Source organism: Actinospica durhamensis, assembly GCF_018139695.1.
GTDB classification, from domain to species: domain Bacteria; phylum Actinomycetota; class Actinomycetes; order Streptomycetales; family Catenulisporaceae; genus Actinospica; species Actinospica durhamensis.
Window position 1 is genome coordinate 1 of sequence record NZ_JAGSOG010000055.1, and the last position, 12,833, is coordinate 12,833.

Here is a 12,833-nt window from a genome sequence, read left to right on the forward strand (position 1 = left end):
GGGTCGGCGTCACTCCGGTCTCGGTCTCGGTGGGGGTGGGAGTGATCGTGCCGGCCGTGCAGTCGACGTGGCCGAGGAAGGGGAAGTCGTGGATCTCGCCGCCGTCGGCGCCGCCGGTGACGCTGCCGTGGACGAGTGAGTCGACGATGATGTTGCCTTGGACGTTGCCCGGGTCCTCGTCGATGAGCTTGGCGTGGGGGGCGTAGAAAGTGCCGTCGAGTGAGTTGGAGCCGGTCATGGTGAGGGTGGTCGTGGTCGGGAAGTTCCAGAGGGTGTAGGGGGCGGCGGCGTCGCCGAAGTTGGCGAGGTTGGTGACGTTCCAGTCGAACGTGCCGGTGTCGTCGAGCACGTTGATCACGAGGGAGCCGGCTTCGGTGGGCAGGTTGCGCAGGGTGATGTTGGCCAGGAGGGCGAGCTGCTCCTTGGTCACGGTCCAGACGTTCGTCCTCGTCGTATCCAGGGTCAGGTAGGCCTGGGTGCCCTCCGTCCACGGCTGGGTCAGCGGGGTGCCGTTCGCGTCGGTGGGGACGACGTTGTTCGGGCACGCGGCCATGTCGGCGCTGCGCTGGTCGTAGGCGGCGAAGGCCGAGTCGAAGTCGATGAGGTTCGGCTTGACCACGGCCGAGGTCTCCTCCTCGGTGGACAGTTCCACGCGCTGCGCGTCGTTGAGCGTGCCGCCGGTGGGCACCAACTGGGTGGGCTGGCCCGTGTTCAGGATGTCGGTGCCGGTCTTGTCGCCGATGTGGATGAGCGTGTTGTCCAGCACCCTGACCAGCCCGGGGTTGGTGCTTGTGGCCCAGTCGATGCGGCCGCCGACGAGCAGGCCGGTGGGCACGCTCTCGCCGGGCGCGTAGTACGGCTGGACCGGTTCGTGCAGGGCGACGTTGTAGAGGCCGCCCAGGTGCAGATCGCCGCCGAGGGCCATCGTTCCCTCATCCTCGTGTGAGGCCAGGACGGCGTCGTGGTGGATGAACGCGGTGAAGCCCTCGTTGCCCTCGACCGGGTTGCCGATCGCGGCACGGGTCTGCGGATGGGGGATGCGGCCGGCCAGGGCGATGGCCGGGACTGCGCACAGCCCCGAGATCGCCAGCGCCGCGAGTGTGGCGGTGACCGGCGAGCTGAAGAACGAACGATCCGAACGGCGATTCATACGCCTAGAGAACGCCGCGCCAGGGGCCCCGGCGGTGCGGCGCGACCGAGGTCAGAGGTGTTTCACCCGGTCGGACTCAGCCGTACCCGCCCGTTCGGCCCGCAGCCTGGCTTCGGTCGCGTCGTCCGCGTCGTCCGACGTGGGGACCGCATCCGCAGTGTCGACCGCGTCGACCAGGCCGACCGGGCCGGCCTTGTCCGCCGCGTCCGGCTCGTCGGCCAGTTCGGCGGCGTGGGCGGCGCGGCGGGCGCGCAGGGTGTCCTCGGTGCGGGTGGCGGTCCAGGCGGAGAGGAACAGGGTCGAGACGAAGGTGAGGTCGAACCAGACCAGCAGCGCGATGGGCACGCCGAACGCGCCGTAGAGGGAGCGGCCGGCGACCGAGCTGAGGTATGTGCCGATCAGGCTCTTAGTGATGTCGAAGAGTACGGACGCGGCCAACGCCGTGCTCAGCAGGACGCTGCGGGGCATGTGCAGGCGCGGGATGCCGGCTAGTACGTAGGCGAACATGGCCGTTCCGGCGCCGATGCCGAGGACGGTGCCGATCAGCCAGAGCAGCGAGCGGGCCGCGGTGGTGTCGGCCAAGTGCAGCCAGCGGAGTACATGCGTGGCCAGGCCGGAGGTCAGGGTCGAGGCGGACAGGACGACCACGACGGTCAGGCCGAGGCCCACCAGCGAGGCCAGGTCGGCCGCCTTGCGCCAGACGAACTTGCCGGGCATGTCGTCCACGCACCAGATTTCGCGCATACTGCCGCGTGCGGTGTTGACCCAGGACAGGCCGGTCCAGGTCAGGATCAGGCTGCTGATGACGCCGACGGTGGCCGCGTTGGCGGCGACGGCGTCCAGGGAGAACTCGCCCGCGATGCCGGGCAGCTGGGCGCGGATGTGCTCGTTGACGGTGCGTACGCCGGCCTGGCCCAGGACGGCGGCGGTGAGCGCGGTGGCCACGGCCAGCAGCGGGAACAGGGACAGGAACGCCGAGTAGGTCATCGCCGCGGCCAGGCGGGTGCCGCGGCGGTGCTGGAATCGCAGGAACGTGCGATAGAGCGAGCTGTTGCGGCCGAGGTGGGTGTAGTGCCGGGCGCGCTCGACGAGCTCCGGCGAGATCAGCTTGGCCACAGAGGGAGCTTACAGAGCGTCACCGAGCGGGCGCGATCTGGAACGGCCACACCAGGGGACCAAGCCAGGGGATACCAGGGGGCGCCGCACCCGCAGCCGGGCTACGCCGCGTCGCTACGCCGCGTCGTCCCCGTCATCGGCGTCCCCGTCGTCGGCGTCGTCCGCGTCGTGGGCGAGCTGGTCGGGGTGCCACTCCTGGCCGAAGGGGAACTCGCGCAGGACCTGCCAGCTGCCGGAGGAGCACTGCTCGTAGAGCTTGAGCCGGTCGAGATCGAACTCGGCGTGGTAGTCGGCGAGGTCCTGCATGGCGAACTCGAGCATGTGCTCGTCGAGGTCGTGCGCGACCGTGACGTGCGGGTGGTACGGGAACTGCAGCTCGCGGTCCAGGACCCCGCTGCGCACCTTCGCCTCGAGGTTCGCGCACTGGGTGATGCCCTGGGCGATCTGCACGAAGACGACCGGGGAGATCGGCATGAAGGTGCCGGTGCCGCCGAGTCGCATCGTGAACGGTGCGAACCCGGCGGCCACGTTGCCGAGGTGCTCCTCGATCTCGCCGAGGGCCTCCGGGTCCACCTCCGTCGGCGGGAGCAGCGTCACGTGGGTCGGGACGAACTCCGCATGGGCATCGCCATAGGAGGCCCGGCGGGCCCGCAGGGCGCTGCCGTACGGCTCCGGTATCTCCAGCGATATCCCGATGGTGGTCACTTCGAGAGGAAACCGATCTTGTCGTAGACCTCGGCCAGTGTCCGTGAGGCGACCTCCCGGGCCTTCTCGGCGCCCTCGGCCAGGATGGCGTCGAGCTTGCCGGTGTCGGCCAGGATCTCCTCGGTGCGCTCCTTGAAGGGCTGGAAGGTCTCGGTGACCAGGTCCGCGAGGTCCTTCTTCAGGTCCCCGTAGCCCTTCCCCTCGTAGTCCCGCTCCAACTCGGGGATGGTGCGCTCGCCGAGTGCGGCGTAGATCCGCAGCAGGTTCGCGACGCCGGGCTTGTTCTCCTCGTCGAACCGGATCTCGCGTTCGGTGTCGGTGACGGCCGACTTGATCTTCTTGGCGTTGACCTTCGGGTCGTCGAGCAGCTCGAGGATGCCGCCGGGCGAGGACGCGGACTTCGACATCTTGGACGTCGGGTCCTGCAGGTCCATGATCTTGGCGGTGTCCTTGATGATGTAGGGCTCGGGCACCGTGAACGCCTTGCCGTAGCGCGTGTTGAACCGCTGCGCGAGGTCGCGGGTCAGCTCGAGGTGCTGGCGCTGGTCCTCGCCGACCGGGACGAAGCCGGCCTGGTAGAGCAGCACGTCGGCGACCATCAGGATGGGGTAGGTGAACAGCCCCACGCTGGCCGCGCCGACGCCGTGCTTGGCGGACTTGTCCTTGAACTGCGTCATCCGGGAGGCCTCGCCGAAGCCGGTGAGGCAGCTCATCACCCAGGCGAGCTGGGCGTGCTCGGGCACGTGGCTCTGCGCGAACAGGGCGCAGCGCTGCGGCTCGAGGCCGGCCGCGAGCAGCTGGGCGGCGGAGACGCGGGTGCGCCGGCGCAGGGCCTGCGGGTCGTGCTCGACCGTGATGGCGTGCAGGTCGACGACCATGTAGTAGGCGTCGTAGTCGTCCTGCATGGCGACCCAGTTCCGTACCGCGCCCAGGTAATTGCCCAGGTGGAAGGAGTCAGCGGTGGGCTGGATTCCGCTGAGCACGCGAGGCAGTGCGCGCGGCGGCCCTGGTGTCGTCAGGTCGGTGGACATGACCCCCATTCTCGCAGACCTCCGCAACATGCTTCACCCGCTTTCGCGCGTGCGGGAGCCGTCCGGGGCGGGTGGCGCGGGCACGTTCGGACGGGTGAAGCGGGGGCGGCCGGACGGGTGCGGACGGGGATGCACGCCGGTGGGGATACTGCGCCGAACGGGTGAGCCCCGCCCGGACCGCGGCCGCCCGCCGCGACTGCCTACTGCGGCGCTATGACCGTCGTCTGGACGCCCGCCTCGCTGCCGCGCGGCACACCTGCCTCGGCGCCCAGTTCGGCACCGGAACCGGGTTCCGCGCCGGCGTCGTCGCCGCTCTGGACGTCGGCGTCGGCGGACCCCGGCTCCTCGTCGCCGGCCTCCACTATCCACACGCGTGAGACGCGGCGCCCGTCCATGGTGTGCACGGTGAAGCGCAGGCCGTCGTAGAGCACCTCGTCGCCGGTCTCCGGCAGCCGGCCGAGTTGGGCGATCATGAAGCCGGCCAGCGTCTCGTACGGGCCCTCGGGCAGCGGTACGCCGATCTCCTCGGCCGCCTCGTCCAGGTTGACCAGGCCGGACAGGTCGAGGCCGCCGCCGCGCAGGCGGATGACGTCGGCGCGGGCGCTGTCGTACTCGTCCCGGATGTCGCCGATGACCTCCTCGACGAGGTCCTCGAGGGTGACGATGCCGGCCGTGCCGCCGTACTCGTCCACCACGATGGCCAGGTGGAAGGAGTCGCGGCGCATCTCGGACAGGGCGTCGAGCACGTGCTTGGTGCTGGGCAGGAACAGCGCGGGGCGGGCGAGCGCGGCGACGTTCTCGCCGCGGTCCGGGGCGGTGGGGCTCAGCAGGTCGCGCACGTGCACGAAGCCGACCACGTTGTCCGCGGACTGGTCGATCACCGGGTAGCGCGAGTGCGGGTGCCCGGCTATTTCGGCGGCGGCGACCCGGATCGAGGTGGAGCCGTCCAGGAAGACCACCTCGGTGCGCGGGACGAGCACTTCGCGCAGCTGGCGGTCGCCGGCGCCGAACACCTCGTCGATCAGCCGCCGCTCGTCCTTGCTGAGCGAGTCGCTGGTGGCCACCATACGGCGCAGCTCGGCCTCGCTGACCTGCTCGCGCGCGGCCGAGGGGTCGCCGCCGAAGAGCCGCACCACCCCGTCGGTGCAGGCCGAGAGCAGCCAGATGACCGGCCGGCACAGCCGCGACATGCCGTTGAGGAACGGGGCGACGGCGCGGGCGGTGGGTTCGATCCGCTGCATGGCCAGGCGCTTGGGCGCGAGCTCGCCGATGACCAGCGTGACGAACGAGATGACCATGGTGACGCCGATCAGGCCGACGAACTCGGCCAGGCCGGAGGTCATCCCCGCGGACTCCAGGCCGCGCCTGGCGTCCTCGGAGAGCGTGGTCGCGCCGTACGCGGAGGAGAGCAGCGCGGTGAGGGTGACGCCGATCTGGACGGTGGCGAGGAAGCGGTTCGGATCGCGCACCAGGCGGGCCACGATGGCGCCGCGGCGGCCGGATTCGGCCAACTCCTGGACCTGGGCTTCACGCAGTGAGACGAGCGCGATCTCCGCGGCCACGAACAGGGCCTCGATCAGGATCAGCGCCAGCACGACCAGGCAGGAGAGGACTGTTTGGTTCACCGGCCCGACACCCCCGGGAACGGGGGCGGCGAGCCGCCGGGTCTATTGCACTCCGAGGGAGGCGAAGGGGCCATGCGCACCAGTCTACGGCGCGCACGACCCCCGAGGTTCCGCCGCGTCGGGCCGTGTCAGGAGGCGGTGACGTACGACTTCGTGAGTTCCTTGCTGGGGGTCTGGATCGTGCAGATGATGAAGTTGAAGCCCTGGTCGAAGCTGTCTTCGTCCTCGGGCGCGTAGTAGGGCTTCTCGGCGTCCGAGGGCAGCGAGGACGAGCTCAGGTTGAGCTTGGCGAGGCTGCCGCAGTCGGTGTCGGCGTCCTTGTTGAGGGTGGCGGCGTCCGGCAGGGCGTCCGCGGTGATCATCGAGGTGCCGTAGACCTGGGAGTCGTGCGCCTGAGTGCAGGGCACGACCGTGAACGACTCGATGCCGGTGGAGGCGCTGGACGCGTCGAAGCAGTCCCCCTTCTTGAGCGCGTCGATGTCCACCTCGATGGCGGTAGAGGTGCCGGCCGCGGTCGCGGAGTCCGTCGGCGCGTCGGTCGCCGCGCCGGTGGACGTGGTGGTCGCGCCCGCCCGGCTGCCGCTGCCGTCGTCCGGGCCGCTGGCGACGTGGAACACGCCGATGCACACGGCGATGAGCGCCAGAATGGCGAGCCGGCCGGGCACGGTGCCGAAGACGGCCGAGGCCACCTTCGCTCCGGTGCCGCGCTGGGCCTTCGCCTCGGCGACGGTCATGGGAGCCGGATATCCGCCGAAAGGCTGCTGCGGCGCGCCGTACGGAGGATAGGGCTGCTGCTGGGTGGGCACGCCGTACGGAGACTGCGGCTGGGGCTGCGACTGAGACTGGGACAGCTGGTCGTACGGGCCGGGCTGCTGCGGGTACGGCTGCTGCGGCACCTGCTGCTGCGGATACGCCTGTTGCGGCGGCTGCTGCGGATAAGCCTGCTGCTGCGGCCACTGCTGCTGGGCCCCGTAGTACGGCTGCTGCGGAAGCTGCGGCGCCGGCTGCTGGACCGGGACGAACTGGGTCGGCGCGGCGGCGTCGGCCTGCGGCGGGAACTGCTGGGCCGGCTGGCTGTACGGCTGCTGCGGACCGGCATACGGGTCGGCGCCCTGGCCGGGCGGCTGACCGGGATACGGATCGTAGGGGTTGGTCATGGGAAGTTCGAAGCCCCCTGATAGCGGTGTGGCATGTCGACCGGCCCAGCCAAACGCATCCGTATACGCCCGGCAAGCAGAGCTCTGGCTCCGTTACGAAACTGATGAGACGACAGATCCCGCCTGCCCCCGGGGTATCGGGGCCGGGCGGGATCGCCGGCTGTGCGGGTGCGCCGCGGGCTTAGACGAGGCCGAGCTTGGCCACTTCGTCGCGCTCGGAGACGAGCTCGGCCACCGAGGCGTCCACGCGCTCGCGGGAGAACGCGTCGAGCTCGAGGCCCTGGACGATCTGGTAGTCGCCGTCCTTGGTGGTGACCGGGAACGAGGAGACCAGGCCCTCGGGCACGCCGTAGGAACCGTCGGAGACGATGCCCATGGAGGTCCAGTCGCCCTCGGCAGTGCCGTGGAACCAGGTGCGCACGTGGTCGAGCGCCGCGCTGGCGGCGGAGGCGGCCGAGGACAGGCCGCGGGCCTCGATGATGGCGGCGCCGCGCTTGGCCACGGTCGGGATGAAGTCGTTCTCCAGCCAGGCCTGGTCGTTGACCAGCTCGGCCGCGTTCTTGCCGCCGACCTTGGCGTGGAAGATGTCCGGGTACTGGGTGGCCGAGTGGTTGCCCCAGATCGTCAGGTTGCTGATCTCGGTGACCGCGGCGCCGGTCTTCTTGGCCAGCTGGGCCACGGCGCGGTTGTGGTCGAGCCGGGTCATCGCGCTGAAGCGGGTCTTGGGCACGTCGGGCGCGTTGCTCGCGGCGATGAGGCCGTTGGTGTTGGCCGGGTTGCCCACCACCAGCACGCGGATGTCGTCGGCGGCGTGGTCGTTGATCGCACGACCCTGCGGCTTGAAGATGCCGCCGTTGGCCGAGAGCAGGTCGCCGCGCTCCATGCCCGCCTTGCGCGGCATGGCGCCGACCAGCAGCGCGACGTTGGAGCCGTCGAACGCGGTCTTCAGGTCGTCGGTGATCTCGATGCCGCGCAGCAGCGGGAACGCGCAGTCGTCGAGCTCCATCGCGGTGCCCTCGGCGGCCTTGAGCGCCGGCGTGATCTCGAGCAGGCGCAGCTTCACCGGCACGTCCGGGCCGAGCAGGTGGCCGGCGGCGATCCGGAACAGCAGCGAGTAACCGATCTGGCCGGCCGCGCCGGTGACCGTGACGTTGACGGGGGTGCGAGTCATTGCGACGCCTTCTTCTGCTCTGAAGTCTGCAGGGACTGTTCGGGGTTTCCCGGCGGTAACGTTACTCCGCCGCTTCGGCCGGTTCCGTCGCGACCGGCTGTGAGACTCGTGACAGGGGCGATCACGGAGTGAGGCCTGGCGGGGGCCTGCGGATGCACCTATCCTCAGAGTTACACATCGATCTGTGCCGGTAATTCGCACAGATCGCGCTCAAGCTCGCCGGAGAAGCCATGCTGCTGTCGTTCCGAGTGGTCAACCATCGCTCGCTGCGCGACCTGCAGCACCTGAACCTCGCTCCGATATATGAAGCAGACCGTCCGGTCGGGACGAATTGGCCCGCGGTTCCGGTGGTGGCGGTCTACGGGGCGAACGCGTCCGGCAAGTCGAATCTGATCGACGCGCTCACCTACCTGCGGGACATGGTGCTGGGATCGGATCGCATGGCCGAGCCGGGGCTGGGAGTCGCACGCATCCCGTTTCGGCTGGATCCGCAGTTCACGCATGCGCCGAGCAGTTACGAGGTCCACGCGATGATCGACGGGACGCACTACTCCTATGGATTCGCGGTCGACGACGACGGTGTGGTCGAGGAGTGGCTCTACCGCTACCCGAAGAAACGGCGCCAAGTGGTGTTCGCCCGCGAAGGGCGGTCCTTCCGGTACGGCACGACGGCCGGAGCGGACTTGCGTGAGGCGGAGGGCATCACCGCACCGAACGCGCTGTTCATGTCGGTCGCCGCACGGGCCGGCAAGAGCGAGCTGTTGCCTTTTTACCAGTGGCTTCGCGGGATTCAGCTGCCGACCGCGCCGACACCGAGCCATGTCTCGACGCGTCTGTTTCGCAGGCTACTCGGCTCCTGGCTGACTCTGGCGGCGCAGGACGAGACCCTTCATCGGGCGGTACTCGGCTTGCTACGCGCGGCCGATCTGGGCATCGAGGACTTCGGCACTGCGCAGGACGGCGATGCGACTGCGAAAGAGAGCCCTCGTATCTGGTTCAGGATGTGTGGAGCGAAGGAGGACGCCAGCACGCTTTCGCTCGCGGACCAGTCCTCCGGCACGCGGCTCTACCTGGAGCGCATGTTCGAAGTGCTCGACGTGCTGGGCTCAGGCTCAGTCACGGTCGTCGACGAACTCGAGTCGAATCTGCACCCGAATCTCGCCGGGCACATCGTGCGCATGTTCCAGGATCCGACCACCAATCCGCACGGGGCCCAGCTGATCTTCACGTCGCACGACACCTCGCTGCTCGGCAGCAATGCGGAGACGCTGAAGCGTGATCAGATCTGGTTCGCCGTGAAGGACTGCGCCAGCGGCGCGAGCCGGATCTTCCCGCTGACGGACTTCAAGCCGCGCGATACCGAGAACACGGAACGGCGGTACCGCGGCGGCAGCTACCGGGCGGTGCCGTTCGTGGACGAGGAGGCTATGTTCGCCGCCGTGGCCGAGTCCGCCCGGCGGACCGGGTCCGCCGATGCGTGAGCCTTCCGGGCCGACTCCGGGCCGACTCCGGACTGACTCCAGGCCGACTCCGGACTGACTCTTGACCGACGCGGCCCACCCGTCCCGCGCCGCCACCTGCCCGCACGCCCGGAGTTCGGCCTCGGCCCGGCCCTGCGGTATCTTGATGTCGAGAAAAAGCGTCGTCGCATACCGAAGCGGAGCACCCGGTGACAGACTCGACCATCATCTACACGCACACCGATGAGGCGCCCGCGCTGGCGACCTACTCGTTTCTGCCGATCATCCAGGCCTACGCGTCGACGGCCGGGGTGACGGTGCAGACGCGGGACATCTCGCTGGCGGGGCGGATCCTGGCGGTGTTCCCCGAGTACCTGACCGAGGGACAGCGGATCAGCGATGCGCTGAGCGAGCTCGGCGAGCTGGCGACCACGCCCGAGGCCAACATCATCAAGCTGCCGAACATCTCCGCCTCGGTGCCGCAGCTCAAGGCGGCGGTCGCGGAGCTGCGGGCGCAGGGGTACGCGCTGCCGGACTACCCGGACGAGCCGAAGACCGACACCGAGCGTGACGTGCGTGCGCGCTACGACAAGGTCAAGGGCAGCGCGGTCAACCCGGTGCTGCGCGAGGGCAACTCGGACCGGCGGGCGCCCGCGTCCGTGAAGAACTACGCCAAGAACCACCCGCACCGCATGGGCGCCTGGTCGGCGGACTCCGAGACCAACGTGGCCACCATGGGCGCGAACGACTTCCGCTCCACCGAGAAGTCCGCGGTGCTCGCGCAGGACGGCAAGCTGCGGATCGAGCACGTGGCCGCCGACGGCGCGGTGACGGTGCTGCGCGAGTCCGTGCCGGTGCTCGCCGACGAGGTGGTGGACGCCTCGGTGCTGCACGTCGCGGCGCTGCGCACGTTCCTGGGCGAGCAGGTGGCCCGGGCCAAGGCCGAGGGCGTGCTCTTCTCCGTGCACCTGAAGGCCACCATGATGAAGGTCTCCGACCCGATCATCTTCGGCCACGTCGTGCGCGCCTTCTTCCCGAAGACCTTCGCCGCGTTCGGCGCCGACCTCGCGGCCGCGGGCCTGAGCCCGAACGACGGCCTCGGCGGGATCCTGACCGGCCTGGCCGCCCTGCCCAACGGCGAGGAGATCAAGGCCTCCTTCGACGCCGAGCTGGCCGACGGCCCGGCGCTGGCCATGGTCGACTCCGACCGCGGCATCACCAACCTGCACGTGCCCAGCGACGTCATCGTGGACGCCTCGATGCCGGCCATGATCCGCACCTCCGGCCACATGTGGGGCCCGGACGGGCAGGAGCACGACACCCTGGCCGTGATCCCGGACAGCAGCTACGCGGGCGTCTACCAGACCGTGATCGAGGACTGCCGCGCGCACGGCGCCTTCGACCCGGCCACCATGGGCTCGGTGCCGAACGTGGGCCTGATGGCGCAGAAGGCCGAGGAGTACGGCAGCCACGACAAGACCTTCGAGCTCGCCGCGGCCGGCACGGTGCGCGTGGTCGACGCCGCCACCGGCGAGAGCGTGATCGAGCAGGCGGTCGAGGCCGGCGACATCTTCCGGATGTGCCAGACCAAGGACGCGCCGATCCGCGACTGGGTCAAGCTCGCCGTCTCGCGCGCCCGCGCCACCGGCGACCCGGCCGTGTTCTGGCTCGACGCGGAGCGCGCGCACGACGCGCGGCTGATCGCCAAGGTCGAGGCGTACCTGCCGGAGCACGACACCGAGGGCCTGACCATCGAGATCCTCTCGCCGGTCGAGGCCACGGCCTACTCGCTCGAGCGCATCCGCCGCGGCGAGGACACCATCTCGGTCACCGGCAACGTGCTGCGCGACTACCTGACCGACCTGTTCCCGATCCTGGAGCTGGGCACCAGCGCCAAGATGCTCTCGGTCGTGCCGCTGATGAACGGCGGCGGCCTGTTCGAGACCGGTGCCGGCGGCTCCGCGCCCAAGCACGTGCAGCAGCTGGTCAAGGAGAACTATCTGCGCTGGGACAGCCTCGGCGAGTTCCTCGCGCTGGCGGTCAGCTTCGAGCACCTGGCCCAGACCACCGGCAACGCGCGGGCGCAGGTGCTCGCGGACACCCTGGACCGGGCCACCGCGTCCTTCCTGAACGAGAACAAGTCGCCCAGCCGCAAGCTCGGCGGGATCGACAACCGCGGCAGCCACTTCTACCTGGCGCTGTACTGGGCCCAGGAGCTGGCCGGGCAGAACGCCGACGCGCAGCTGGCCGAGGCCTTCGCGCCGCTGGCCAAGACGCTGAGCGAGCAGGAGGAGGCGATCGTGCAGGAGCTGATCGCGGTCCAGGGCAACCCGGTCGAGCTCGGCGGCTACTACCAGCCGGACCCGGCCAAGGCGGCGGCCGCGATGCGCCCCTCGGCCACCTTCAACCAGGCGCTGGAACTGCTGGGCTAGAGGCTAGGGCTACGAGCTGGGGACTAGTGCGGGGCGCGTAACCGCAGGCGTCATGAGGCCGGCGGCCGTCGGGACGGATTTCAAACTCCGTCCCGGCGGCCGCCGGTCTCGTTCGTCGTCGGGGTGATCGCGGGTGATCGCGGGTGCTGGTGGTTTCTCGTGGGTGCTCGTCGCGGTGCCCGCGGGTGGGCTTGCTCGTGCGCTCGTCGAACGGGTTCGTGCTATCCGGCCAGCGGGAAGACCGACAGGATCAGCATGACCAGGCCGAGCAGGCCCATGGTGACCACGTCCACGCCGCGGCCGCGTACCGCGAGCAGGCCCGCGCGCGGGGTGGAGAGCGCGAAGCGCAGCCCGGAGCCGAGGAGCAGGGCACAGCCGAGGATGAGCACGCCGTGCTGCAGGTTGCCGAGCGCGATCAGGGCCACGGCGACGACGGCCACCGCGAAAACGGTGGCGAACGGCCACTCATGCCTTACGTCCATGCCTCCATGGAACCACGTCCCCGAGCCTGCCGCCGCCGCGCTGCGCGGGAGCGCGGGCGGCGGGCTCGGAAGCAGGTGGTACGCGTGCGACGTACTCCATTCGGCGTACACCGCGGCATCCCGGGAGCGTCCCGCGGGCATCATCATGATCACCTCCCTAAGGAGTCCGCCATGAGCAGCCCCAACCTCCCGCCCACCGGTACCTCGTCCACCGCGGGCTCGCGCATGGCCGACCGGCTGGCCCGGCCCAAGGTCGTGCTCGGCGCCGTGATCACCGCGCTGGCGATCTGGTTCATCGCCGTCAACAACGGCACGGTGCGCATCCACTTCTGGGTCGTCTGGGTCAGCGCGAAGCTCTGGATCGTGCTGCTGTGCGTGTTCATCGCGGGCGCACTGGCCTCGTGGCTGTTGTCCCGGCGCCGGGCGAGCGTGCGCCGGACGAAGGGCCGGGCGTAGCCGCGGGCCGCCGCGCGCCCCGCGCACGCCCGAGCGGTTCCAGGTCCG

General features: G+C 70.0%; 11 protein-coding genes. 3 read left to right on the forward strand and 8 right to left on the reverse strand.

Features of this window, described 5'->3' with window-relative positions; genetic code table 11:
• From KDL01_RS13635 to KDL01_RS13665, 7 genes are all read right to left on the reverse strand, one after another.
• Positions 1-1,150: collagen-binding domain-containing protein (locus KDL01_RS13635; protein WP_212528831.1), on the reverse strand; the 1,150-nt coding region annotated here is incomplete at its 3' end.
• Positions 1,151-1,201: 51 nt separating this feature from the next.
• Positions 1,202-2,266, reverse strand: coding sequence for a YihY/virulence factor BrkB family protein (locus KDL01_RS13640; RefSeq protein WP_212528832.1), 1,065 nt, complete (start codon positions 2,264-2,266; stop codon positions 1,202-1,204).
• Between the two features lie 114 nt (positions 2,267-2,380).
• Positions 2,381-2,971, reverse strand: a complete 591-nt coding sequence (locus KDL01_RS13645) for a 2'-5' RNA ligase family protein (RefSeq protein WP_212528833.1) — start codon at positions 2,969-2,971, stop codon at positions 2,381-2,383.
• Positions 2,968-4,002 carry a tryptophan--tRNA ligase gene (gene trpS, locus KDL01_RS13650; protein ID WP_212528834.1) on the reverse strand — a complete coding sequence of 345 codons (1,035 nt, stop codon included), beginning with the start codon at positions 4,000-4,002 and terminating at the stop codon, positions 2,968-2,970. The genes KDL01_RS13645 and trpS overlap by 4 nt, the downstream gene beginning before the upstream one ends.
• A gap of 200 nt (positions 4,003-4,202) precedes the next feature.
• A complete protein-coding gene (locus KDL01_RS13655; protein ID WP_212528835.1) occupies positions 4,203-5,627 on the reverse strand; it encodes a hemolysin family protein in 1,425 nt (474 codons plus the stop codon).
• Positions 5,628-5,755: 128 nt separating this feature from the next.
• Positions 5,756-6,784 carry a septum formation family protein gene (locus tag KDL01_RS13660; protein ID WP_212528836.1) on the reverse strand — a complete coding sequence of 343 codons (1,029 nt, stop codon included), beginning with the start codon at positions 6,782-6,784 and terminating at the stop codon, positions 5,756-5,758.
• Positions 6,785-6,965: 181 nt separating this feature from the next.
• Complete coding sequence (locus KDL01_RS13665; RefSeq protein WP_212528837.1) at positions 6,966-7,955, reverse strand: malate dehydrogenase; 990 nt, start codon at positions 7,953-7,955, stop codon at positions 6,966-6,968.
• 230 nt (positions 7,956-8,185) lie between these two features.
• On the opposite strand from KDL01_RS13665, the gene KDL01_RS13670 reads away from it, so the two are divergent.
• On the forward strand, positions 8,186-9,436 hold the full coding sequence (locus KDL01_RS13670; RefSeq protein WP_212528838.1) for an AAA family ATPase: 1,251 nt from the start codon (positions 8,186-8,188) through the stop codon (positions 9,434-9,436).
• 188 nt (positions 9,437-9,624) lie between these two features.
• On the forward strand, positions 9,625-11,847 hold the full coding sequence (locus tag KDL01_RS13675; protein WP_212528839.1) for an NADP-dependent isocitrate dehydrogenase: 2,223 nt from the start codon (positions 9,625-9,627) through the stop codon (positions 11,845-11,847).
• A gap of 221 nt (positions 11,848-12,068) precedes the next feature.
• Here KDL01_RS13675 and KDL01_RS13680 read toward each other — a convergent pair whose 3' ends face one another.
• A complete protein-coding gene (locus KDL01_RS13680; RefSeq protein WP_212528840.1) occupies positions 12,069-12,329 on the reverse strand; it encodes a DUF3017 domain-containing protein in 261 nt (86 codons plus the stop codon).
• Positions 12,330-12,500: 171 nt separating this feature from the next.
• Here KDL01_RS13680 and KDL01_RS13685 point away from each other — a divergent pair, with 171 nt between their 5' ends.
• The gene (locus KDL01_RS13685) at positions 12,501-12,785 is read left to right on the forward strand and encodes a LapA family protein (RefSeq protein WP_212528841.1); all 285 of its coding nucleotides are present in this window, start codon (positions 12,501-12,503) and stop codon (positions 12,783-12,785) included.
• Positions 12,786-12,833: the final 48 nt, after the last annotated feature.